Source organism: Microbacterium excoecariae (assembly GCF_011326725.1).
GTDB lineage: Bacteria > Actinomycetota > Actinomycetes > Actinomycetales > Microbacteriaceae > Microbacterium > Microbacterium excoecariae.
Genome location: NZ_JAANCO010000001.1, coordinates 876,291 through 899,214, shown reverse-complemented (window position 1 = coordinate 899,214; position 22,924 = coordinate 876,291). Strand labels below are relative to the sequence as shown.

Sequence of the window (22,924 nt, the reverse complement as noted above, 5' to 3'; positions counted from 1 at the left end):
GGTGACCGCTTTCGACTTCCGCAGCGCCTACCGCCACGGCTTCGCGCGCGTCGCGGCCTGCCACGTCCCCGTCGCCGTCGCCGACCCCGCGACAAACGCCGCGGCCGTCATCGAGGCGGCGCGCGGGCTCGACGCGGACGCGGTCGCCGTCGCCGTCTTCCCCGAGCTGTGCCTGACGGGATACGCCATCGACGACCTCGTCCTGCAGGACGTGATCCTCGACGCCGCGCGCGACGCGATCGAGCGGATCCGCGCAGCCTCCGCCGGCCTCCTGCCCCTCCTCGTCGTGGGCGCGCCGCTCGCGCGCGGCGGCCGCGTCTACAACACGGCCGTGGCGATCCACCGCGGGCGCGTCCTCGGGGTCGTCCCGAAGTCGCACCTGCCCACCTATCGCGAGTTTTACGAGCGGCGCTGGTACGCCCCCGGCGACGACCAGCGGGGCACGATCGCCCTCGGCGGCGCGGACGTGCCGTTCGGCCCCGACCTGCTGTTCTCCGCCGCCGATGTCCCCGGCCTCGTCGTGCACGCCGAGGTGTGCGAGGACATGTGGGTCCCCGTGCCGCCGTCGGCTCTCGCCGCCCTCGCGGGCGCGAGCGTCCTGCTGAACCTCTCGGGCAGTCCCATCACGGTCGCGCGCGCGGAGGACCGGAGGGCGCTCGCCCAGTCTGCCTCGGCGCGCTGCCTCGCCGCCTACGCCTACGCCGCGGCGGGCCTCGGCGAATCGACCAACGACGTCTCGTGGGACGGCCAGACGATGATCTTCGAGGCGGGCCGCCTGCTCGCCGAGACCGAGCGATTCCCGGACGGGCCCACCGCGTCGATCGCCGACGTGGACCTGGACGCGATCCGCCAGGACCGGATCCGCCAGGGCACCTTCGACGACAACCGGCGCGCGAACGACGAGCGCGCCCGCTTCCGCACCGTGGAGTTCACGCTCGCGCCCCCGACGGGCGACGTGGGCCTGCGGCGCGAGGTGGAGCGCTTCCCCTTCGTGCCGAACGACGCCGCCCGGCTCGCGCAGGACTGCTTCGAGGCGTTCCACATCCAGGTCTCGGGGCTCGTGCAGCGCATGAGCGCGATCGGCGGTCCGAAGGCCGTCATCGGCGTCAGCGGCGGGCTCGACTCGACGCACGCGCTGCTCGTGGCGGCGCGCGCAATGGACAGGATGGAGCGGCCGCGCAGCGACATCCTCGCCTACACGATGCCCGGCTTCGCGACGAGCGACCACACGAAGCGCAACGCGATCGCGCTCGCCGAGTCGGTCGGCGCGCGGATCGAGACGATCGACATCCGGCCCGCGGCGACCGCCATGCTCACCGAGATGGGCCACCCCGCCGGATCCGGCGAGCCGGTCTACGACGTCACCTTCGAAAACGTCCAGGCGGGCCTGCGCACCGACTACCTCTTCCGCCTCGCGAACCATCACGGCGGCATCGTCATCGGCACGGGCGACCTGTCGGAGTTCGCGCTCGGCTGGGCGACGTACGGCGTGGGCGACCAGATGAGCCATTACGCGGTCAACAGCGGCGTGCCCAAAACCCTCATCCAGCACCTCATCCGCTGGGTGGCGTCCGAGGGCGAGCGCCAGGGCGTGACGGACGAGGAGGCGCGGATCCTCCGCTCCGTCCTCGACACGGAGATCTCCCCGGAGCTCGTGCCCGTGGGCGCGGACGGGAAGGCGCAGTCGACCGAGGACACGATCGGGCCCTACGCGCTGCACGACTTCGCGCTCGCGCACGTGCTGCGCCGCGGCGCGCGCCCGTCGAAGATCGCCTTCCTCGCCGAGCACGCGTTCGCCGACGCGGGCCGCGGATCCTGGCCCCCCGGGTTCCCCGAGGACGAGCGGCCCGAGTACGACCTCGAGACGGTCGTCCGGTGGCTGCGCGTGTTCGTGGCCCGGTTCTTCGGGTTCGCCCAGTTCAAGCGCTCGGCGGTGCCGAACGGCCCGAAGGTCTCGGCGATCGGATCCCTCTCGCCGCGCGGCGACTGGCGGGCGCCGAGCGACGGGAATGCGCGCGCGTGGCGCGCGGAGCTCGACGGCGCGGTCGCGCCGCTCGGCCTCTAGCGCGACTCAGTCGTCGTCCCCGTCGTCGTCTTCGTCGTCGTCTTCGTCGTCGTCTTCGTCATCGTCCCAGTCGTCGTCATCATCGTCGTCGTCATCGTCGTCCACGGGCGCCGGGGCGGGTGCGGGCTCGGGTAGCGGCGCGGGTTCCGGCGCCGTGGCGCTCTGGCCGCCGCCCGTGGGTGCGTCGTCCTCGGCGGGGCGCGCGGCTTCGCGGGGCTTCTCCGTCGGCTTCGGCGTGGCGGTCGCCGACGGCTCGGGCGTGGGCGTCGCGGACGGATCCGCGGGATCCCCGACCGCCTTCACCGCGCCCGCCGGCTCGCCCGTGAGCGCGCCGTCCTCAACGACCCGTCCGGCGTCCGTGCGCACCTCCATCGCGTGCGCGGCTGCCGTCGCGCCCACTGCCGCGACGCCGAGACCCGCCGCCGCGACGAGCGCGTATCCGATCCATGCCCTGCGTGCCACGATTCCTTCTCCCCTGTCGGTGTCACCCCAGCACACCGCGCGCGGATGAAGCGGGCCACAGCGGACGATGAGACCGTTCTTATCCTGCCCGCTCCCGCGCCGCGCTGCCGGGATACTTGAGGCGTGACCGACCACCCCACCGCCACCCGGCGCCCCGTGATCTCGGTGCGGGTGCGCCTGGTGGTCGCGATCGTCATCTCGGTCGCGGTCGGGCTCCTGGCCGTGGGGGCGACCGTGTACCTCGTGGAGCGGGCGGGCACGATCGACCAGATCGATCAGCGGCTGGAAGACAACCTCGCCTCGGCCCGGTACCTCGTCTCGGAGGGTCTCGACGGGCGCTCGTGGACGTCGAGCGAGGACGCGCTCGACGCGGTCGTCCAGCGCATGAGCCCCGACGACAACACGGGCGTCGTCGGCGTGTGGGGCGGCGAGGCGCAGCGCGTGCCCGGCGTGCCGCTCGATCTCGACCTCGTGCGCGACGCCCCCGGGTTCATCGACCACGTCGTCGCGCTCACGGACGACGCGGGCGCGGTCATCGGCGCGACCTATGCCGAGGAGGGCGTGCGGTGGCGCTATCTCGCGGTGCCGATCGAGATCCCGGACTCGCCCGCCCCCGCGAGCGCGCTGTTCGTGATGGCGTTCGACATCGACGCCGAGCTGGCCGAGATCAACGACGCGCGCGACGCGTACCTCGCGGTGTCCGCAATCGTCATCGTCGCCGTCGGCGTCATCGCGGGCATCGTCGCCGGCCGCCTCCTGCGCCCGCTACGCCTCATGCGCACCACCGCGGAGCGCGTGTCCGCGCAGTCCCTCGGCGAACGCCTCCCCGTCGAGGGGCGCGACGACGTCTCGCAACTCGCCGGCACCATGAACGACATGCTCGACCGGCTCGACACCGCGCTCGAGTCGCAGAAGCAGCTCCTGAGCGACGTGCGCCACGAGCTGCGCACCCCGCTCACGATCGTCCGCGGTCACCTCGAGCTGATGGATCCGACGGATCCGCGGGACGTCCGCGAGACGCAGGCTCTCGCGCTCGACGAGCTCGACCGCATGAGCGAGCTCGTGAAGGGGCTGTCGGAGGCGGCCGCCCTGCACGGTCCCTCCCCCGTGCACCCGGTCGCCGTCGACGTCGCCGACCTCACGGCGCAGATCGTGCGCAAAGCCGGCGCCATCGTGGGGTCGGAGGTGACGGCGGGCCCCGCCGCGGAGACGGTCGCCGTGCTCGACCCGGCCCGCGTCACGCAGGCAATGCTGCAGCTCGCGCAGAACGGCGTCACGCACGGCGGCGGGCGCCTCGTGATCGGGAGCACGCTCGCCGAGGACCGACTCGAGATGTGGGTGCGCGACGCGGGCCCCGGCGTGCCCGCCGACGCGCGGTCGACGATCTTCGAGCGCTTCACGCGCGGGCCGGGCGCCGAGGCCCCGGGAAGCGGCCTGGGCCTGAACATCGTGCAGATGATCGCGCAGGCCCACGGCGGCGAGGCGCTGGTGCGCGACGCCCGGCCGGGCCCCGGATCCGTTTTCGTCCTGTCCCTGCCCACCCCCGGCGCGCGTCCCCCGGCGTCGCCCCCGACGGGCCACGGCGGCGTGCCGCCACGCCCGCCGCTCCCGGGCGCGGGCGGCGGGGTCCCGACCGCACCGACCGCGACGGCGACGCCGTCGACCCGCCCCTCAGGAGAGCGCCCATGGCATCCATCCTCATAGCCGACGACGAGGCCCGCATCGCGGGGTTCATCGAGAAGGGCCTGCGCGCGGCGGGGTTCGCCACGCGCATCGCCTCGGACGGCGCCGAGGCCCTCGACCTGGCCCTCACGGGCGAGTTCGACCTGCTCGTGCTCGACGTGAACATGCCGAAGCTCACGGGCTTCGAGGTCCTCGAGCAGCTCCGGGGTCAGGGGGCGACGCTGCCGATCATCATGCTCACCGCGCGCACCGACCTCGGCGACACGGTCACGGGCCTGGAGGGCGGCGCGGACGACTACCTCGGCAAGCCCTTCCGGTTCGACGAGCTGCTCGCGCGGATCCGGATCCGGATGCGCCGCTCGCCGGAGAGCACGTCGCCCGCCGAGCTCCGCCACCGGGATCTCCTGCTCGACGTGCGCACGCGGCGCGCGCACGTCGGCGGGGACGCGGGGGTGGAGCTCTCCGCGCGCGAGTTCGCGCTCGCGGAGGAGCTCATCCGGCATGCCGGACAGGTGCTCAGCCGCGAGCAGCTCCTCAGCCGCGTGTGGGGGTACGACTTCGACCCGGGCTCGAACGTCGCGGACGTCTACATCGGCTACCTCCGCCAGAAGCTGGGGCAGGCACGCATCGAGACGGTGCGCGGGGCGGGCTACCGGCTCGTGTGAGCTACTCGGCGGCGCGCGCGTTGTAGACCGTGACCGCGCCGGAGTCGACCGAGGCGCGGTACGCCTCGAACACGGCGATCGCCTCGGCCTTGGCGACGTTGCGGGTCACCGAGATGCCGCGCTCCTCGAACGCCTCGGTCCACGTTTCGATCATGGGGCCCTCGTCGAAGGTCGTGATCTCCTCGCACTCGGGGCCGTGGCCCGCGAGGACGAGGGAGGTGATGCCCGACCACATGGCGGCGCCGTAGCACTGCACGCAGGGGCGCCAGTTCACGACGAGCTCGTGCGCCGGGAGCCCGTCGCCGCCCAGGTCCCACGCGCCGAGGCGCGCCTGGGCGAGGCCGAGGGCCGTGACCTCCGCGTGCCCCGAGGAGATGCCGGTGGAGAGCACGACGTTGACGCCGACGGAGACGATGCGCCCCGTGTCGCGCTCGGCGACGAGGGCGGCGAACGGTCCGCCGTTGCCCTCGCGCCAGTTGCGGTCCGCGAGCCGGTTGACGAGCGCCACGCGCTCCTCGACGGTCGGGAGCGCGTCGGGAACATCGGCAATCTCGTCGGCGACCCAGGCGGGGAGCTCGAGGGTGAACGAGGTGGCGAGCGGCGGGAAGTTCATGCCGCGAGCCTAGGCGGCGCGTGTTACGCGAAATCGCACGCCGCGCGGCGCGGCGGTCAGCCGCGCTCGCGCGAGCGGAAGAGGTACTTCAGGACGCCGAAGACGATGAGCGCCACGACTGCCACGACGACGAGCTTGAAGAGCCAGAACAGCACGCTAAAGAGCACGTTGACGAGCCACCAGGCGATGACGATCGCCGCGATCACGCCGAGAACGGTCCAGAGCGTGCCCTTGTTCATGCGTCCCAGCCTACTGGTCAATCTCGCTCCACCCGCCCGGGGTCTGCCGCACGCGCAGCTGCGCGGGGATCTGCTCCTTCATCGCCTCGACGTGGCTGATGACGCCGACGGTCCGGCCGCCCTGCCGCAGCTCGTCGAGCGTGCGCATGGCCGTCTCGAGGGTCTCTGCGTCGAGGGATCCGAAGCCCTCGTCGATGAAGAGCGTGTCGAGCCGGATCCCGCCCGCGCGCCGCGTGACGACCTCGGCGAGGCCGAGGGCCAGCGACAGCGAGGCGAGGAAGGTCTCGCCGCCGGACAGCGAGTGGGGCGGCCGGGCCTGCCCCGTGAAGCGGTCCATGATCTCGAGGCCGAGGCCGGACGCGGCGCCGCGTCGGGCGAGCGCGTCGGTGTGCTGGAGGCTATAGCGCTCGTCGCTCATGTCGGAGAGCCGGAGGTTGGCCGCCTCGACGATCTCCTCGAGCTCGGCCGCGAGGACGAACGTCTCGAGGTTCATGCGCTTGGAATTGGGCGCGCGCCCCGCGACGGTGTCGGCGAGGCGGGTCATGGCGTCGGCATCGTCGGCGCCGCCCGCGATGTCGTCGCGGAGGGCACGGGCGCGATCTTGCGCCGTCGCGAGCCGCTCCGCGCGCGCCCCGAGGTCGGCGCGCGCGGCCACCTCGGCGTCGAGGCGAGCGCGCGCCTCGCTCAGCGCGGCCTCGAGGGGGGCGAGGTCGATGGGGGTGTCGGGGAGATCGGCGGGGGTGTCGGCGATCGCGGCGGTGGCGGCCGCGCGTTCTTCGCCGGCTTGCCGGATGAGCGCGTCGAGCTCGGCGCGGCGGGCGGCATCGCGCAACGCGGCGCGGGCGGCGTCCTCGGTGTCGAAGCCGGCGTCCTGGACGCCCTGGGCGAGCTCGGCGGTGACGGCGCGTTGGACGCCCGCCGCGCGGTCGCGTTCGCGCCGGGCCTCGGCGGTGGCGGCGGCGCGGGAGGCGAGGCGGCGCGCCCAGCCGATGCGTTCGGCGACCGAGTCGAACGCTCCGCGCGCGGCGGCGACGGCCTTCTTCTCGGCGGCGAGGTCGGCCGCGGTCCGCGCGACGCGCGTGGCGAGGTCGGCCTCGTCGGCGATCGCCTGCCGCTCGTCGTCCTCGAGGCGGCGTTGGGCGCCCTCGAGCTCGTCGCGCTGGCGCTCGAGCGCGATCTTCTCGCGGGCGGCCTCCGCGGCGTCGTCGCGCGCGCCGCGGGCGGCGAGCAGGTCGCCGTTCACCTCGGTTTCGCTGCGCCCGCCGGCGCGCTGCTCGGCGGAGCGCAGCGCGATCTCGGCCTCGCCGCGGCGGGCGACGCTCTCGTCGTGCGCGGCGACGGCCGCGTCGCGGGCGGCGGAGGCCTCGTCGATGGCCTCGGCCGTGGCGTGGCCGTCGGGGACGGCGGCGGGCGCGGGGTGGCTCGTCGCACCGCAGACGGGGCAGGGCTCGTCTGCGGCGAGGGTCTGGGCGAGCTCGCCGGCGAAGCCGGACAGCCGCAGGCTGTGGAGCCGGTCGAGGGTGCGCTCGGCGGCGTGGCGCTGGTCGCCTCGCGCGGCGGCGTCGGCCGCGGCGGCCTCGTAGGCGCGGGCGAGCGTGCCGCGTTCGACGACCGCGGCGATCTGCTGCTCCAGCTCGCGGATGTGTGCCTCGGCGGTCTCGCGGCGCGCGGCGCGCTCGGCGGCCTCCTCGAGCGCGGCGCGGGTGGTGCGGATCCGCTCCGGGAGCGCCTCGCGCTGGGCGCGCAGGGCGGCGGTGCGGGCGCGGGCGGCATCGAGGCGTTCGCGCTCGGCGCGGGCGTCGTCGGTGCGGGTGGCGAGGCCGGTCTCGCGCTCGCGGATCGGCTCCCACGCGCCGATGATCCCGTGCATGTCCGTGCCGAACTTTTCGAGAGCGCCGGGGTCGGCATCGCGGCCGGGCACGCTCGCGACGGCGTCGTCGGCGGGCGCGTCGTCGCGCGCGGCGCCCCACGCCGCGACGGCGTCGTCGGCGGCGGCCGATGCCTCGGCGAGCGCGGTGTCCGCGGCGGCGGTGGCGCGGATCCGCTCGCGGACGCCGTCGGCGCGGGCCGCGGCGTCCCGCTCGCGCTCGGCGGCCGCAACGTCGTCGGCCGCGGCGTCGAGGGCCGCGAGCCGCGCGCGGGCGTCGTCGCGGCGGCGCTGCGCGTCGGCGGCGGCGCGCTGCGCGGCGACGACCGCCTCCTGCCGGTCGCGCTCGGCCCGCGCCCCATCCTCGCGTGTGCGCGCCGCGGCGGCGGCGGCCCGCGCGACGCGCGCGGCGCGGGTAAGGTCGAGGGCCGCCGGCTCGGGCTCCGCCCCGTCGCCCGCGGTCGCCTCGGCCTCAAGCGCGCGGACGATGTCGGGCTCGGCCTGCGCGAGGAGCGCGTCGAGGGCGCGCGTGCGGTCGGCGACGGCCTCTTGGGCGGTGCGGCGACGCTCCTCGAGGGCCTGTTCGTAGTCCTCGAATCGCCGCGTCCCGAAGAGGGTGCGCAGAAGCTTCTGGCGGTCGTCGTTCCCGGCGAGGAGGAACTGCGCGAAGCGCCCCTGGGCCAGGAGGATCACCTGCAGGAATTGCTGGTGGCTGAGGCCGATGATCTCGGCGACGAGGTGGCCGACGTCGACGGCGCGGGCGGCCCGGCCTTCCCACGCGTCTCCGACGCGTTCGAACATCTCGGCGGTGGCCGCCGCCTTCGTGGTGCCGGTGCCGCGGCGCTTCGGGCGCTCGTACTCCGGCGTGCGCACGATGCGCCAGCGCGCGTCGTCGACGGAGAACTCGACGGCGATGCGCGTGGGGTCCTCGAGCCCGGCGTGGTCGCTGCGGAGGCGCTTCTCGCTGGAGTCGTACCGGGGCGTGGTGCCGTACAGGGCGAAGCAGACGGCGTCGAGAATGCTGGATTTGCCGGCGCCGGTGCGGCCGGAGATGAGGAAGAGCCCGTCGGCGGCGTACGCGTCGAGGTCGATGTCCTGCCGCGCGCGGAAGGGGCCGAAGCCCTCGATCTCGATCCGATGGATCCTCATGCCTGCTCCTTCGCGGCGTGCGCGGAGACGATCTCGGCGATCACGACGCGCTCGGCGTCGGATGCGCCCTCTCCCGCGCGGACGAAGCCGAGGAAGTCGTCGACGATCTCGGCGTCGGGGGTGCCGCGGCCGACGCGGTCGCGGTACGTGCGGGCGGGGCCGTCGGGCCCGCGCTCGGGCGCGGGCTGGATCGTGGCGCAGAACGGGAACCGGGCGCGCAGGCGCCGCATGGGGTCGGGCTGCGGCGTGGGGTCGGTGAGGACGGCGCAGACCCAGTCGTCCTCGTGCGGGGCGAGGCCCGGATCCTCGAGGAGGGTGGCGAGGTCGCCGCGCAGGACGGCGAGCCGGCGCGGCACGGGCAGGTCGAGCCAGGTGACGCTCGGGGCGCCGCCCGGGCCGAGGTCGACGAGCCAGGACCCGCGGGGCTTGGCGGCCTCGCCGAAGCTGTAGTGCAGGGGCGCGCCGGAGTAGCGCACGCCCGGGGCGAGCTCGGCGCGGCCGTGGATGTGGCCGAGCGCGACGTAGTCGGGGCCGGCGAGGTCGGCGAGCGGGACGACGTCGAGCGACCCCTGGCGGAGGTCTTGCCGCACCTCGCGTTCGAGCTGCGGCGTCGGCTCGACGCCCGCGGCGAAGCAGTGCGCGATGGCGACATGGCGCCCGCCCCGCTCGGCGTGGTCGGCCGCGACGAGGCCCATGGCGTGCCGCACGGCGTGTTCCTGGGTGCGCAGCTCGGCGTCGGGCCAGAGGTGGCGGACGAGCGCCGGCTCAAGGTAGGGAATGCCGTAGAAGTGCACGGGCCCGTGCGTGTCCTCGAGCGTGACGGGCTCGCCGACCGACAGCGGATCCGTCACGACGTGCACGCCGGAGGCGCCGAGGAAGCGCGACTGGAACCCGAGGCGGGCGGCGGAGTCGTGGTTGCCGCTCGTGACGATGACGCGCGCGCCCGCCTCGCGGATCGCCGCCAGCGTGTCGCTGAGGAGGGTGTAGGCGGCCGCGGCGGGCGTCGCGGAGTCGAAGACGTCGCCCGCGACAATCACGACGTCGACGTCGTGCTCCGCGACCTGACCCGCGAGGGTGTCGAGCACCCCGCGCAGGGCCTCGAGCGTCGAGTGCCCGTGAAACGACCGGCCGATGTGCCAGTCGGAGGTGTGCAGGATCCGCATGCCCTCACGCTAGAGCGGACCCCCGACATTCCACGAAACCCGGGAGCGGGGGCGGCCCCCGTTCGCGTCCCGCACCGGCGCCGCGTAGCGTGGCGGGCATGACGGATGCCGAGCAGCCGAAGAACATCGTCCACAACGCCCGCGTGCAGGAGGCGCTCGGGGTGTGGGCCGAGACGAAGGACCCGCAGACACACAGCGAGGTGCTCCGCCGCGCGGCCGCCGGGCAGCTGCTGCTTGACATCAGCCCGTCAGAGTTCGCGGATCCGGAGAACCCGATGCAGGAGGGCGACAAGCTGATCGTCACCTCCGTCCGGGACGAGGACGGCAAGGACCTGTTGCTCGCGTTCACCGACAACCCGCGCCTCGAGGCCTTCGCGCCGACCGAGAAGGCCACCTCGCTCGCGCAGCCGGCCGCCGCCGCGCTCAAGCAGGCGATGGACCACCACGACGGCATCGCGATCGACGCCGGAACGCCCGGCGCCTTCATCGCCTACCGCGACGAGCTGCAGCGCGCGTTCGGCGACAGCCCCGCCGACGCCGCCTCCCTCGCCGGCGCGCTCGTCGACGGCGGCGTGCAGCTCGACGAGTTCGTGCGGATGCTCTCGGGCGCCGTCGTCTACGTCGGCGGGATCCCCGTCACGGACGATGCGGGCGAGACCACCGGCTATCACGTCGCGAGCGCCACCCGCGCCGACGGCGAGACCCTGCACGCGGTCTTCACGAGCCCCGCGGAGCTGTGGGCGTGGGAGCCGAGCGCCATCGCCCAGCCCACCTCGCTCGACAAGATCGTCGCCTCCGCCCGCGAGGACGGCATGGTGGGGCTCGTCGTCAACCCCGTGGGCCCCGCCGCCGAGCTCAAGCTTGAGTGGTTCGAGGCCGCCGAGTAGACCCTCAGCGCGCGGCGACCAGGCCCGCCCGCTCCGGGTGGGCCTGGAACCAGTCCGCGACGTACCAGCACACGGGCAGGACCTTCTGCCCGCCGCGCGCGGCGATCGCGTCGACCGCGCGCTCGGTCACGATCGCGGCGAGCCCCTCGCCGCGGTGGGCGGGGTTCGTGAACGCGCGCGTCAGCGCGATCGTGTCCCCGTTCACGCGGTAGTCGAGCACGCTCACGAGCGCGCCGTCGCGGCGCAGCTCGAACCGCGACGCGGCGGGCGCGTCCTGGAAGCTGAATCGATCGTCCACGCTCCTATTCAACACGCGGATCCGCTCCCGGATTCCCCCGCGGATCCCACCCGGTCGTCGCGGGGCGCCGGCGCGCGCGTCGTCACATTCCGACATGCGGGGCGGCGCACGGCGAAATTGTTTGACTTCCCGCGAGACGCGGGGCAACAATTTCCCCATGACCACTTTTACGCGCCTTTCGTCCGCCCTGGAGGCGAACGGAGTTACCGGGACGATGATGCCCGGGCGCCAGGTCATGTGCTGTCGAATGTGTCGCTGAGCACCACGCCCCGACGCCCCTCCCGATCCGTCGCGCACCCGCGCGCGATCGTCCGCTGAGCGCATCGCTCGCGGCCCGGCGCATCGCGCCCCCTCACAGCACCCCGGATCCTCTGGATCCCTCCCCGCAAGGACCCTCCTTCTCATGACCTCCCTCGCCACGCGCCCCCAGATCGCCCGCGCTCCCCGCCCCGCGCACCTGCGCCCGGTACCCTCGCTTCAGGAGCAGCGCGAAGCGCGCGCTGCGCACCCCTCAGGTCGACGCCCCGTGAACATCGCTCAGCCCTCCGATCGCGCTGCCGGACTGCCCGCAGGCACCGAGCCGCGCGGCTTCGCGCTGTACGTCGGGCTCGACGAGGCCGCGGCCGCCGCCGACGGCGTCAGCCTCAACGTCCTCGTCGACGCCCTGCGCCGGACAATCTCCGAGCTCTCGCCGCACGCCGAGACCTACGCGACCGTCGCCCTCGCGCCCCAGCAGGCCGGCGGGCGCGACATCGACGTTGTCCGCCTCGCGCTGAAGGAGCCGGGCGCCGTGCAGCGCGCCCAGTCGAGCACCCCGCAGGCGGATCGCGGCGCGGGCGTGGTCGTGGACATCTCGCGCAAGCGCGTCGCGATCGACGGCGACTCGGCCCAGCTCACCTACAAGGAGTTCGAGCTGCTCCAGTATCTCGTCCTGCGCGAGGGCCGCACGATCGAGCGCGGCGAGCTCGTCGACTCGCTGTGGCAGGCCGGGGACGACCAGGCGCCCGGCGAGCGCACGATCGACGTCCACGTCAGGCGCCTGCGCTCCAAGCTCGGCCGGTACGAGGACATCGTGCGCACCGTGCGCGGCGTGGGCTACCGCTTCGACCGCCACGCAGACGTGACCATCCGCTACGGCGCGGGCGCCCCCTCCCCCGACCGCTTCTGACGCCGCGCTCATGCGGTGTCGGTGGCCCCGCGTACCGTGAGGGGGATGACCGCCGTCGCCCCACTCCGCCCCGCCGAGGAGCCCGTGCGCTCCGCGTGGGCGCCGGCCGCGCCGGTCGACCTCGCCCGCACCCTCGGCGTCATCGGGCGCGGCCCCGGCGACCCGACGTTCGCGCGGTCCGGCGGGGTCTTCTGGCGCGCGAGCCGCACGCCGGTCGGGCCCGCGACGCTCGCGCTGCGCCAGGCGCCCGACGGGCGCGTGCTCGCCGCCGCGTGGGGCCCCGGCCGCGACCTCGCGCTCGCGCACGCGCCCGACCTGTGCGGAAGGCGCGACGACCCGCGGGGGTTCGACGCCAGCCGCCACCCGCTCGTGCGCGAGGCGCACCGACGCCTGCCGGGCCTGCGCCTCGCGCGCACCGACGAGGTCCCGGCCGCCTTCGCGCAGGCGGTCATGGAGCAAAAGGTCACCGTCGCGCAGGCGTTCGGCGCGTGGCGCCGGATCGTCACGCGGCACGGCGAGCGCGCGCCCGGCCCCACGCCGCGCCCCCTCTACGCGCCGCCCTCCGACGACGCCTGGCGCGCGATCCCGTCGTGGTCCTGGCACCGCGCGGGCCTCGAGCCGCCGCAGGCCCGCACCCTCGTTCGGGCGGCGGCCCGGTGGGAGGCCGTGCGCCGCGCGGTGGCGGCGCAGGCGGCCCCCGATCCGCTCGTGTCGCTGCCGGGCGTCGGTTTGTGGACGGCGGCGGAGACGCGGATCCGCGCCCTCGGCGATCCCGACGCCGTCAGCGTCGGCGACTACCACCTCGCCCACCACGTCGGGTACGCGCTGACCGGTTCGCGCACCGACGACGACGGGATGCTCGCGCTGCTCGAGCCGTGGCGGGGGCAGCGCCAGCGGGTGATTCGCCTGCTCGGCGCCGCGGGGCCGCGCGAGCCGCGGCGCGGGCCGAAGCTCGCCCCGGAGGATCACCGCGACAGGTGACGGGCCGAGCGGATCCGCGACACAATGGCCGCATGTCCCCGCGCGCTCGCCACACCCTCATCGCCGTCGGCCTGTTCGCCCTCGCCCTGCTCGTCGGGGCCATCCTCGGCAGCGTGTGGCTGGGGGCCGCGCTCGGCGTGCTCGTGGGGATCGGGGCGCTCATCGCGTTCGAATCGCGGCGCGGCGGCCAGCAGGGCCTCACCGACCGGGACGACAACGGGGCCGAGCTGTAGCCGGCCATTTTCGCCGTTCCCACCGGTCTCGCAGGAGACTCTGAGGTCACCCCCGTTACCGGTTCGTTACCAAAGGTTCGACGTGGCCCGCGATCCGCACCAGGGCGCGGATCCGGGCGCCCGACGCGCCACTCTCAGGTTCGCACGCCCCCGCCCGCCACAAAACGCGCTTTTGGGGTCGCACCGGGCACTTCCTGACGCGACGCCCAGACTGGCGAACCATCCTCGTCGTCGGCGCTCGCGCTGACTCCCCCGAACCGTCAGCCACCCGAGTGCGCCTCGGCGCGTGAGACGACCGCGCCTCTCCCGAGCGAACTGGATCTCCCTGGCTATGACGATGAACGACGCCCCCCTGCCCGAGCCCTTCCCCCGCGCGAACCACGTGGCCCTGCTCCGCCAGGCGACCGAGCGCCGCCGCAAGCGCATCGCGCTCGGCGCCGCCACCCTCGTCGCCGCGATCGCCGTCGGCGGCGGCACGGCCGCCTACGCGTCGATCCCGCAGCCCGAGCGCGAGACGGCCAACGCGGTCGCGCTCGCGACGGGCGACACGGCGAGCGACGCGAAGAAGACGCTCGGGCAGGCCGAGAGCCTGCTCGATCGCGCAGAGGGCAAGGTCGACACGGAGGCCCTCGAGGGGTTCGTCGCGTCCCTCGCCTCCTACGAGGAGCTGCCGGAGCCGATCGTCCTCGAGCGCACGGCGGACGCCGGCGCCGAGATCGACGCCGTCACGGTGGCGATCACGGACTACGAAGAGGAGCAGGACCGGATCGCGGCGAAGAAGAGGGCCGAGGCCGCAGCCGCCGCCGAGGCGGAGGCCGAGGCGCTCGCCGCCGCCAACACGGTCGAGGGCGCGAAGGCGACCGCCGCGTCCCTCGCCGCCGACACCTACGGCTGGGGATCCGACCAGTTCAGCTGCCTGGACTCGCTGTGGACCAAGGAGTCGGGCTGGAACTACCAGGCCTCCAACGCCTCGAGCGGCGCCTACGGGATCCCGCAGTCCCTCCCGGGCAGCAAGATGTCCACGGTCGCCGCCGACTGGCAGACCAACGCCACGACGCAGATCACGTGGGGACTCGACTACATCGCGCGCGCCTACGGGACGCCGTGCTCCGCGTGGGCCCACTCGCAGGCCGTGAACTGGTACTGAGCCCGCACGACTCGCCCCGCGCCCGGCCCGCCCACGGGCGCGCCGGGCGCGTTCGCGCGTCAGGCGTAGTAAAGCGCGACGGGGCGACCGTCGATCTCGCGCACGTCCACCTCGGTGTCGTACACCTCGCGAAGCACGTCCGGCTGCATGATGGCGTCGCGGCCCGCGTCGGCGACGATCCGTCCGTCTCGCATCGCGATGATGCGGTCGCTGTAGGTCGCCGCGAAGTTGATGTCGTGGAGGACGACGACGACGCGCTTGCCGAGCTCGTCGGCCATGCGCCGGATGAGCTTCATGATCTCGGTCATGTGCCGCAGGTCGAGGTTGTTGAGCGGCTCGTCGAGGAGCACGTACTTCGTGTCCTGCGCGAGCACCATCGCGATGAACGCCCGCTGGCGCTGGCCGCCCGAGAGCTCGTCGAGGAAGCGGCCGCGCAGCGCGTCGAGGTCGAGGTAGCCGATCGCCTCGTCGATCTTCGCGCGATCGACGGCGGTCAGCCGCCCCTGCGAGTGCGGGAAGCGCCCGAACTCGACGAGGTCCTGGACCGTCAGCCGTGAGGCGACGACGTTGTCCTGGCGCAGCACGGCCAGCGCCCGCGCGATGTCGCGCGCCGGCGCGCGGGCGACGTCCAGGCCGTCGACGTGCACGGATCCGGCGTCCGGCGCGATGAGCCGCCCCACGAGCCCGAATAGGGTCGACTTGCCGGCGCCGTTCGGCCCGATGAGCGCCGTGACGCCCTCGCCGCCGAGCTCGATCGTGACGTCGTCGAGCACGGTCTGCCCGTCGTAGCGCTTGGTCGCTCCGGTCAGCGCGATCATCGCGCCCCCTTTCGAAGGACGAGGAAGAGGAAGAAGAGTCCGCCGGCGAACTCGATAACGGTCGAGAGCGTGCCCTGGAACCCGAGGACCTGCTCCACCACAAGCTGGCCGCCCAGGAGGCACACCATCCCGATAAGGACCGCCGTCGGCAGCGTCCAGACGTGCCGGAAGCTCCCGGCGTACGAGTAGGCGAGGTTCGCGACGATCAGCCCGAAGAAGAGGATCGGGCCGACGAGCGCGGTCGACGCGGCGACCATCACCGACACGACGAGGAACAGCGCCATGACGACGCGGCGGTGCGCGACGCCGAGCCCGACCGCGACGGGCTCGCCGAGCGTCAGCACGTCGAGGGCCCGCACGAGCGGCACGAGCGCGGCGCACCCCGCGGCCACGAGGGCCGCCGTGAACGCCAGCAGCACGGGGTCGGGCCGGGTGAGCGAGGCAAACATCGCGTCGGTCACGACCTGGAAATCGAGCGGATCCAGCATGCGCTGCATCCACTCCGTGAAGCTGCGAAAGAACGTCCCGAGCACGATGCCGACGAGCAGCATGAGGTGGATCGAGCGGCGCTTGCCGCCGAACATCCACGTGAACAGAAGCACGCTGAAGCCGACCATGACCGCGACCTGCAGCGCCCACAGCACGAGGCTGTCGGCGGAGAGGAAGCCCGCGGCGCCGAACGCGAACACCATCACGGTCGTGATGAGGCCATAGAAGGCGTCGAATCCCATGATCGATGGGGTGAGGATCCGGTTCTGCGTGATCGTGTGGAACACGACGGTGGAGACGCCGACGGCCGTCGCCACGACCGCCATGGCCGCAATTGTCAGGCCGCGGATCCGCGCGGCGAACAGGAAGGATCCGGGAACGTCGTAGACGAGATAGGCCGCCGCCAGGAGCGCGACGACCGCGCCGAGGGCGCCGAGACGCACGCCCGGACGCGCCCACGCGGCCGCGACGCCGCGCGGGCGGGCGGGGGCGGCGGCGACGGGCGCCGCGCGAAGTTCAGTGGACACGCGACCTCCGTCGCAACAGGAGCCAGAGGAACAGGCCCGCGCCCACGACGCCCACGACGACTGAGAGCGGGATCTCGTAGGGGAAGCGCACGAGCCTGGCGATGAGGTCGCAGGCGACGACGAAGACCGCGCCGAGGCCCGCCACCCACGGAATCGACCGGCGCACGTTGTCGCCGATGATGAGGCTCACGATGTTCGGCACGACGAGGCCGAGGAACGGCAGGACCCCCGCCGTCACGAGCACGCACGCCGTGATGACCGAGACGATCACCATGCCGATCGCGACGACGCGGCGATAGTTCAGGCCGAGGTTGGTGGAGAACTCCTCGCCGAGCCCGATGACGCTGAAGCGGTCCGCGGTCACCCAAGCGACGATCACCATCGCCGCCGCGATGAAGAGGAACTCGTAGCGCCCGCGCATGACGCTCGCGAAGGATCCCTGCGACCACTGGCCGAGCGACTGGAGCAGGTCGAGGCGGTAGGCGAAGAACGTCGTGACGGCCCCGACGACGCCGCCGAGCATGATGCCGACGAGCGGAACGAGCACGAGGGACCGCACGGGGACGTGTCGGACGATGCGCAGGAAGACCCACGTGCCGCAGAGCGCGAACGCGGACACGAGCGCCATGCGCACGGGGATGGCCATCCCCGGCCAGAACACCATCGCGACCAGCATGCCGAGCGTCGCGAACTCGGTCACGCCCGTCGTGGAGGGCTCCACGAAGCGGTTGCGCACGAGCATCTGCATGATGAGCCCGGCGATGCCGAGCGAGGCGCCGACGAGGACGAGCGCGAGCGTGCGCGGGATCCGGCTGGCCGCGAGGAGGAAAGCCGCGTCGGCGGATCCCTCCCGCAGCGCCGAGACGGACACCTCGCTCGAGGCGCCGACGAACAGGCTGACGGCGGCGAGCAGCACGAGGAGCACGCCGATGAGCACCCCCACCCAGGCGCGACGGGGACGCGTGGGGGCGGGGGTGCTCGCGGTGGCTGCGGCGGTCGTCACAGCCACGTTCTGGGGGCCTTCACGACGGGGTGTGTGGCTTAGGCGCCGATCGACAGGATGTCGTCGATCATGATCTGCGTCGTGTCGATGCCGCCGAACACGATGTACCACGCCATCGGGTCGAGGTACACGATCTGGTCGTTCTGCCAGGCCGTCGTCTCGTGGACGATCTCGTTGTCGAGCACGACCTCGGCCGCCTCGGCGCCCTCCTCGCCCGTGGCCGCGTTGCGGTCCGTGACGAACAGGTAGTCCGGGTCGGTCTCGAGCAGGAACTCGAACGAGACGGGCTCGCCGTGCGTCGCCTCCTCGATGTCGCTGATGACGGGCTCGACGCCGAAGACGTCGTAGACGATGCCGCCGCGGAGGTTGCGGCCCGAGTAGTCGCCCTCCGAGGGCTTGAGCGCGCTCACGCTGTCGCCCGAGACCATGACGCTGAGGCCCGTGCCGATGCCGGCGGTGACCTCCCGCGCCTCGGCGATGCCGGCCTCGAGTGTCTCGAGCGCGGTCGCGGCCTCGTCCTCGGCCCCGAGCACCTCGCCGAGGAAGGTGACGTTGCGCTCGAGGGTGTCCTCGAAGGATCCGCTCGAGCTGAGGTCGACCGTCGGGGCGATCTCGCTGAGATCCTCGTAGAGCGCTGCGGAGCGGCCGCCCACGATGATGAGGTCGGGCTGGGCCGCCTCGACCTCGAGCAGGTCTGCCTCGAACAGCGACCCGGCGTTGATGGCGTCGTCCGCGAGGTAGCCCTGCAGGTAGTCCGGCACCGAGTCCAGCGGCGCGCCCTGGACCTCGCCGCCGAGGGCACCCCACGTGTCAAGGGAGGCCATGTCGAAGATGACGACGTTCTCGGGGGCGAGCGGCACGTCGACCGTGACCTCCTCGTAGGCCGGTTCCTCGTCCTCGCCCGCCGTGTTGTACTCGAACGTGAACGGCGTCGTCTCGGCATCGCCGTCGGCGTTCGCCTCGGCGCCCGACGTGGAGGAGCAGCCGGCGAGGACGAGAGCGGACGCCGCGACGAGCGACAGCGCGGCGAGCGGGCGAGTAAGCGTCATGAAAACTCCTGCGTGTGGAACGGGCGCGACGGAAGACGGACCCTCCGCGCGGTGAGGCCGGGTGCGTCGCACCGTTGGACGAGGCGCTGCGTGTGAGGCATGCCTTACCCGGCTCGAGGTAGGTTAGCCTAACTTTCATGAGTTCGTCCAACACCGACACCGCGACCTACCGGCTCGAGCGCGAATCGCTCGACCTGCGCTTCCGCTCCGCGACGCTGACGGGGCGCGAGTGGCTCTCGGAGCACTACGTGCGCGTCCGCGTGGAGGGCGAGGAGCTCGCGGGGTTCGGATCCACGGGGCACGACGACCACATCCGGATCTTCCTGCCGGACGAGCGCCCGGACACGGTCGATGAGCTGCGCCAGGCTCCGAGCCGCGAGTTCACGCCGCTCGCGTGGGGCACGACGGCCGCGGGATCGCCCTACCTCGACCTCGAGTTCGCCCTGCACGGCGACGAGGGCGTCGCGAGCGTCTGGGCGCAGCGCGCGCCCCTCGGCGCGTTCTGCGGCGTCGGGGGCCCGCGCGGCGCCCTGCGCGTCGAGGGCGAGCCGGATGGGTGGCTCCTCGCGGGCGACGAGACGGCCATCCCGCAGATCCGGCGCTACGCCCAACTCATCCCGGAGGACGCCCCGGCCCTCATCCTCGTCGAGGTGCGGGGCGCCGCGCACCAGCTGAAGATCGACGCGCCCGTGCCGGTCGAGTTCGTGAACCGCGGCGGGGCGTTCCCGGGCACGGCGCTCGCCGATGCGCTCGGGCAGATGGACGAGGACGACCGGCCGGGCGAGGATCCGTTCGTGTTCGTCGCGGCGGAGCAGGCGATCGTGAAGCCCGCCCGGGCGCTCGTAGTGGACCGCTGGGGGCTCGACCTCGACCGCCGTGTCATCAAGGGGTACTGGAAGTCGGGCGACACCGAGTACCACGCCGCCCACTGACGCGTGCGGGGCGGGGCCGCCCGGCCCCGCCCCGCACGCGCGGCGTCACTGGTTGCTAAACGCCGCGTCGAACGCCGTCGCGGGCAGGGGCCAGAGCATGTCGCGGATCCGGCCCACGGCCTCGGCGGCGCCGTGCTCGCGATCCATGCCGGCGTCCTCCCACTCGATCGAGATGGGGCCGGCGTAGCCGATCGACGACAGCGCCCGGAACGCGTCCTCCCACGGGATGTCCCCGTGGCCCGTCGAGACGAAGTCCCACCCGCGGCGCGGGTCTCCCCACGGCAGGTGCGATCCGAGGATCCCCTGGCGCCCGCTGGCCGGGCGGATCCGCGTGTCCTTGCAGTCCACGTGGTAGATCCGGTCCGCGAAGTCCGAGATGAAGCCGACCGTGTCGATGCCCTGCCACGCCATGTGCGACGGATCCCAGTTCAGGCCGAACGCCGCGCGGTGATCGATCGCCTCGAGCGCGCGCACCGTCGTCCAGTGGTCATACGCGATCTCGGACGGGTGCACCTCGTGCGCGAAGCGCACGCCCTCGGCGTCGAACACGTCGAGGATGGGATTCCAGCGCGCCGCGAAGTCCTCGTAGCCCGCGTCGATGACGTCCTGCCCCACGGGCGGGAACATCGCCACGTACTTCCAGATGCTCGAGCCCGTGAAGCCGACGACCGTGTCGACGCCGAGCTTGCGGGCCACGCGCGCCGCCCGCTGCATGTCCTCGGCGGCGCGGCGGCGCACGCCCTCCTCGTCGCCGTCGCCCCACACGTAGTCGCGCAGGATCGCGCGGTGCCGGAAGTCGATCGGGTCGTCGCAGACCGCCTGCCCGCCGAGGTGATGCGAGATCGCCCACACGCCGAGTCCGTGCCGCTTCAGGATCTCGAGGCGCTCCTGCACGTACGCGTCGTCCTCGTCGGCCCGCCGCAGGTCGAGGTGGTCGCCGCTCGCGGCGATCTCGAGCCCGTCGTATCCCCAGGCCGCGGCCTTCGCGCAGAGCTCCTCGAAGGGCATGTCCGCCCACTGTCCCGTGAAGAGGGTGACCGGTAGCCGTCCCTGATCCACCATCGTCGTCTCCTTTGATCGTCGGTGAGAGTCTTACGCGCGGCCCGCGGGGGTGTCGACCCACCGGCCCGAGGCGGCCGACGCGAGCACGGCCTCCGTGAGCTGGGCCGCGCGCGCGCCGTCCTCGAACGTCGGCAGCCCCTCGGGCGCGCCGCCGCGGATGGCGTCGTACGCATCGCGCACGAACGCCGTGAACGCCTCCTGGTACCCCATCGGGTGCCCGGACGGCACGAGCGAGAGCCGCGCCGCGTCCGGCGAGAGCACCGCCGGGTCGCGCTCGAGGAGCACGGAGCCCTCGCGGCGGCCCAGCCACAGGCGCCCAGGGTCCTCCTGCTCGAACCGGTACGCCTCCTCGCGCGCGTGCACCTCGACGACGAGCCCGTTCTTCCGGCCCGCCGCGACCTGCGACACGAGCGCCGTTCCCGGGGCGCCGCCGTCGAGCTGGAAGAGCACCGCGGCGATGTCCTCGTTCGCGACGGGGCGCCCTCCGCGCTCGTCGTACACGCGCGACGTGAGCGCCTGGATCCGCGCTACGCGCTGGCCCGTCATGAATTCGATCGCGTCGAACAGGTGCGAGCCGATGTCCGCGAACGCACGGGAGGCGCCGCCCGCCTCGCTCGACGCGCGCCAGTTGTCGTCGTCGGGCGAGAGCAGCCAGTCCTGCAGGTAGTGCGCGTCGACGGAGACCACGGCGGATCCGCCGGCGGCGATCCGCGCCCGCGCCTCCCGCATCATCGGGTGATAGCGATACACGAACGGCACGGCGCCGACGACGCCCGCCGCGCGCGCGGCGTCGGCGAGGGCCCGCGCCTCGCCCGCCGTCGTCGCGAGCGGCTTCTCGCAGATCACGTGGCGCCCGGCGGCGATGACCTCGCTCGCCTGGGCGCCGTGGAGCGCGTTGGGGCTCAGCACGTGCACGACGTCGACGTCGTGCCGGCCCAGCACGTCGTCGAGCGACGCGGCGCCCTCGCGGACGCCAAGGTCGCGCGCGGCGCGGGCCGAGCTCTCGGGCGTCGAGGCGACCACGGCGACGAGGTCGGCGCCGATCTGGCGAGCGGCGGATGTGTGCGCGCGCCCCATCATCCCCGCGCCGATGAACGCCGCGCCCAGCTCCGGCGCGCTCACGAGCGCGCCGTTCGAGCGGTCGTGGCCCGCATGATGTGCGCATTCATGGGGTACATCCCTTCACCTGCGTGCGCCGGCGGTCGCGCCCTTTCGGCGCGACCCACTTTTGCACAACGATAAACAAAAGTTTATTAATTGCCAGCATAAGGGGTCCGCCGCTCGGGCGGGACCGGCCTACGCGGCGCCCGTCGGGTCCCACCCGACGGGCACGGTCGCGGGCCGCGCCACGCGGGAGGCGACGCGCTCGATCGCGCCGGACCGCGTCGACTCCTCGATCGCGAGCAGCGTCTCGAGCACGTGCAGTCCCATCTCGCCCGACGCGCGGTGGGGGCGGTCCTCGCGGATCGCCTCGGCCATGTCGGCGATGCCGAGCCCGCGGCCGCCCTGAACGCCCTCCACCGGGAGGTCCCGCCACGGGGTGCCCTCGCGCGCGGTCTCGGCCGTGGTCTGAGCGAGCCGCACCGCCCCCGTGAAGAAGTTCGGATCCGGGATCCGGAGCGCCCCCTCGGTCCCGACGAGCTCCACGAAGCCCATGCGCCGGATCGGCGAGTCCCAGCTGTAGAGCTGCTGGGCGGATCCGCCCGCCTCGAAGGTGAGGGTCGCCTGGACGGTCGTCGGCACGAGCACGGGGAACTCCTCCCCCGCGCGATCGCCGACCTTCTTCGTGCGGTTCGCCTGGCCCGTCTGCGCGGTCGCGTACGCCGAGGCAACGGATCCGAAGGCGCTCGCGAGGGTCGTGACGTAGTACGGCCCCATGTCGAGCACGGGTCCCGCGCCGGGCGCGAACAGGAACTCGGGACCGGGGTGGAACCAGTCCGGCCCCGCCCACTGCATGGCCGTCGTGGCGAACAGCGGATCCCCGATGTCGCCGCGCTCGATTGCCCGCAGCGCGGTCTGCACGCCGTTGCCGAGCACCGTGTCCGGCGCGATGCCAACGCGGAGCCCCTTGCGGTCGGCGGCCTCGAGCACGGCCCGCGCCGAGGCGAGGTCGGTCGCGATCGGCTTCTCGCTCCACACGTGCTTGCCGGCCTCGATCGCGGCGAGCGAGACGTCGGCGTGCACGGCGGGAATCGTGAGGTTCACGACGAGGTCCACGCCGGGGTGGGCAAGCACGTCATCGGGCGATCCGTGCGCCGCGATCCCGTGCTTGGCGGCCTGCGACCGCGCCCGCTCGGTGTCGAGATCGCCGAGGATGACGACGCGCACGCCCGGGAACGTCGCGAGGTGCTCGAGATAGGTGTCGCTGATCATGCCGACGCCAATGAATCCGACGCCGAGGGGGTTCTGGTGTGCCACGAGAGC

At 73.5% G+C, this 22,924-nt stretch carries 22 protein-coding genes; 9 read left to right on the top strand and 13 right to left on the bottom strand.

The features are described 5' to 3' along the window. The first annotated feature begins 1 nt into the window (after position 1). Positions 2 to 2,065, top strand: coding sequence for an NAD(+) synthase (locus G8E01_RS03960; RefSeq protein WP_166316167.1), 2,064 nt, complete (start codon positions 2 to 4; stop codon positions 2,063 to 2,065). Positions 2,066 to 2,071: 6 nt separating this feature from the next. Here the strand turns inward: G8E01_RS03960 and G8E01_RS03955 are convergent, their stop codons facing one another. Beyond that, positions 2,072 to 2,527 (bottom strand): hypothetical protein, encoded by a 456-nt coding sequence (locus G8E01_RS03955; RefSeq protein WP_166316164.1) that lies wholly within the window; start codon positions 2,525 to 2,527, stop codon positions 2,072 to 2,074. 123 nt (positions 2,528 to 2,650) lie between these two features. Between G8E01_RS03955 and G8E01_RS12690 the strand changes: the two genes are divergently transcribed. Both G8E01_RS12690 and G8E01_RS03945 read left to right on the top strand, forming a co-directional pair. Then, positions 2,651 to 4,231, top strand: a complete 1,581-nt coding sequence (locus tag G8E01_RS12690; protein ID WP_166316161.1) for an ATP-binding protein — start codon at positions 2,651 to 2,653, stop codon at positions 4,229 to 4,231. Then, positions 4,213 to 4,875, top strand: coding sequence for a response regulator transcription factor (locus G8E01_RS03945; protein WP_166316158.1), 663 nt, complete (start codon positions 4,213 to 4,215; stop codon positions 4,873 to 4,875). The genes G8E01_RS12690 and G8E01_RS03945 overlap by 19 nt, the downstream gene beginning before the upstream one ends. Position 4,876: 1 nt before the next feature. On the opposite strand, the gene G8E01_RS03940 is transcribed toward G8E01_RS03945, so the two are convergent. From G8E01_RS03940 to G8E01_RS03925, 4 genes are read right to left on the bottom strand one after another with little or no spacing between them, the layout of a single operon-like run. Beyond that, on the bottom strand, positions 4,877 to 5,488 hold the full coding sequence (locus tag G8E01_RS03940; protein WP_166316155.1) for a tRNA-specific adenosine deaminase: 612 nt from the start codon (positions 5,486 to 5,488) through the stop codon (positions 4,877 to 4,879). A 56-nt stretch (positions 5,489 to 5,544) separates the two neighbouring features. Then, positions 5,545 to 5,727: a hypothetical protein gene (locus G8E01_RS03935; RefSeq protein WP_166316152.1), complete on the bottom strand. Its 183-nt coding sequence runs from the start codon at positions 5,725 to 5,727 to the stop codon at positions 5,545 to 5,547. A gap of 10 nt (positions 5,728 to 5,737) precedes the next feature. Continuing rightward, the gene (locus G8E01_RS03930) at positions 5,738 to 8,743 is read right to left on the bottom strand and encodes an AAA family ATPase (protein ID WP_166316149.1); all 3,006 of its coding nucleotides are present in this window, start codon (positions 8,741 to 8,743) and stop codon (positions 5,738 to 5,740) included. Next, positions 8,740 to 9,906 (bottom strand): exonuclease SbcCD subunit D, encoded by a 1,167-nt coding sequence (locus G8E01_RS03925; RefSeq protein ID WP_166316146.1) that lies wholly within the window; start codon positions 9,904 to 9,906, stop codon positions 8,740 to 8,742. The genes G8E01_RS03930 and G8E01_RS03925 overlap by 4 nt, the downstream gene beginning before the upstream one ends. A 98-nt stretch (positions 9,907 to 10,004) precedes the next feature. Here G8E01_RS03925 and G8E01_RS03920 point away from each other — a divergent pair, with 98 nt between their 5' ends. Then, positions 10,005 to 10,793 (top strand): SseB family protein, encoded by a 789-nt coding sequence (locus G8E01_RS03920; RefSeq protein ID WP_166316143.1) that lies wholly within the window; start codon positions 10,005 to 10,007, stop codon positions 10,791 to 10,793. Between the two features lie 4 nt (positions 10,794 to 10,797). Here G8E01_RS03920 and G8E01_RS12685 read toward each other — a convergent pair whose 3' ends face one another. Further along, entirely contained in the window at positions 10,798 to 11,091 is a 294-nt protein-coding gene (locus tag G8E01_RS12685; protein WP_338100734.1) for a GNAT family N-acetyltransferase, read from the bottom strand. A 403-nt stretch (positions 11,092 to 11,494) separates the two neighbouring features. Between G8E01_RS12685 and G8E01_RS03910 the strand changes: the two genes are divergently transcribed. The 4 genes from G8E01_RS03910 (at position 11,495) to G8E01_RS03895 (ending at position 14,620) form a co-directional block, all read left to right on the top strand. Next, a complete protein-coding gene (locus tag G8E01_RS03910) occupies positions 11,495 to 12,259 on the top strand; it encodes a winged helix-turn-helix domain-containing protein (RefSeq protein WP_166316137.1) in 765 nt (254 codons plus the stop codon). A 45-nt stretch (positions 12,260 to 12,304) separates the two neighbouring features. Then, on the top strand, positions 12,305 to 13,240 hold the full coding sequence (locus tag G8E01_RS03905) for a DNA-3-methyladenine glycosylase family protein (protein ID WP_166316134.1): 936 nt from the start codon (positions 12,305 to 12,307) through the stop codon (positions 13,238 to 13,240). A gap of 32 nt (positions 13,241 to 13,272) precedes the next feature. Further along, positions 13,273 to 13,473 (top strand): hypothetical protein, encoded by a 201-nt coding sequence (locus G8E01_RS03900; protein WP_155047698.1) that lies wholly within the window; start codon positions 13,273 to 13,275, stop codon positions 13,471 to 13,473. 337 nt (positions 13,474 to 13,810) lie between these two features. Next, positions 13,811 to 14,620: an aggregation-promoting factor C-terminal-like domain-containing protein gene (locus G8E01_RS03895; protein WP_166316131.1), complete on the top strand. Its 810-nt coding sequence runs from the start codon at positions 13,811 to 13,813 to the stop codon at positions 14,618 to 14,620. 59 nt (positions 14,621 to 14,679) lie between these two features. On the opposite strand, the gene G8E01_RS03890 is transcribed toward G8E01_RS03895, so the two are convergent. Genes G8E01_RS03890 through G8E01_RS03875 form a run of 4 tightly spaced genes read right to left on the bottom strand, consistent with a single transcriptional unit; the run spans position 14,680 to position 18,506 of the window. Continuing rightward, positions 14,680 to 15,438: an iron ABC transporter ATP-binding protein gene (locus G8E01_RS03890; RefSeq protein ID WP_166316128.1), complete on the bottom strand. Its 759-nt coding sequence runs from the start codon at positions 15,436 to 15,438 to the stop codon at positions 14,680 to 14,682. Beyond that, entirely contained in the window at positions 15,435 to 16,454 is a 1,020-nt protein-coding gene (locus G8E01_RS03885) for an iron chelate uptake ABC transporter family permease subunit (protein ID WP_166316125.1), read from the bottom strand. Before G8E01_RS03885 ends, G8E01_RS03890 begins: the two co-directional genes overlap by 4 nt. Next, a complete protein-coding gene (locus G8E01_RS03880) occupies positions 16,444 to 17,457 on the bottom strand; it encodes an iron chelate uptake ABC transporter family permease subunit (RefSeq protein WP_166316122.1) in 1,014 nt (337 codons plus the stop codon). The genes G8E01_RS03885 and G8E01_RS03880 overlap by 11 nt, the downstream gene beginning before the upstream one ends. A 38-nt stretch (positions 17,458 to 17,495) precedes the next feature. Then, a complete protein-coding gene (locus G8E01_RS03875) occupies positions 17,496 to 18,506 on the bottom strand; it encodes a siderophore ABC transporter substrate-binding protein (RefSeq protein WP_166316119.1) in 1,011 nt (336 codons plus the stop codon). 137 nt (positions 18,507 to 18,643) lie between these two features. Here G8E01_RS03875 and G8E01_RS03870 point away from each other — a divergent pair, with 137 nt between their 5' ends. Beyond that, on the top strand, positions 18,644 to 19,438 hold the full coding sequence (locus G8E01_RS03870) for a siderophore-interacting protein (RefSeq protein WP_166316116.1): 795 nt from the start codon (positions 18,644 to 18,646) through the stop codon (positions 19,436 to 19,438). 45 nt (positions 19,439 to 19,483) lie between these two features. Here G8E01_RS03870 and G8E01_RS03865 read toward each other — a convergent pair whose 3' ends face one another. The 3 genes from G8E01_RS03865 to G8E01_RS03855 form a co-directional block, all read right to left on the bottom strand. Continuing rightward, positions 19,484 to 20,500, bottom strand: a complete 1,017-nt coding sequence (locus tag G8E01_RS03865) for a sugar phosphate isomerase/epimerase family protein (protein ID WP_166316113.1) — start codon at positions 20,498 to 20,500, stop codon at positions 19,484 to 19,486. A gap of 30 nt (positions 20,501 to 20,530) precedes the next feature. Then, positions 20,531 to 21,622, bottom strand: coding sequence for a Gfo/Idh/MocA family protein (locus G8E01_RS03860; RefSeq protein ID WP_338100733.1), 1,092 nt, complete (start codon positions 21,620 to 21,622; stop codon positions 20,531 to 20,533). Positions 21,623 to 21,796: 174 nt separating this feature from the next. Next, complete coding sequence (locus G8E01_RS03855; protein ID WP_166316110.1) at positions 21,797 to 22,918, bottom strand: Gfo/Idh/MocA family oxidoreductase; 1,122 nt, start codon at positions 22,916 to 22,918, stop codon at positions 21,797 to 21,799. Positions 22,919 to 22,924 lie beyond the last annotated feature (6 nt).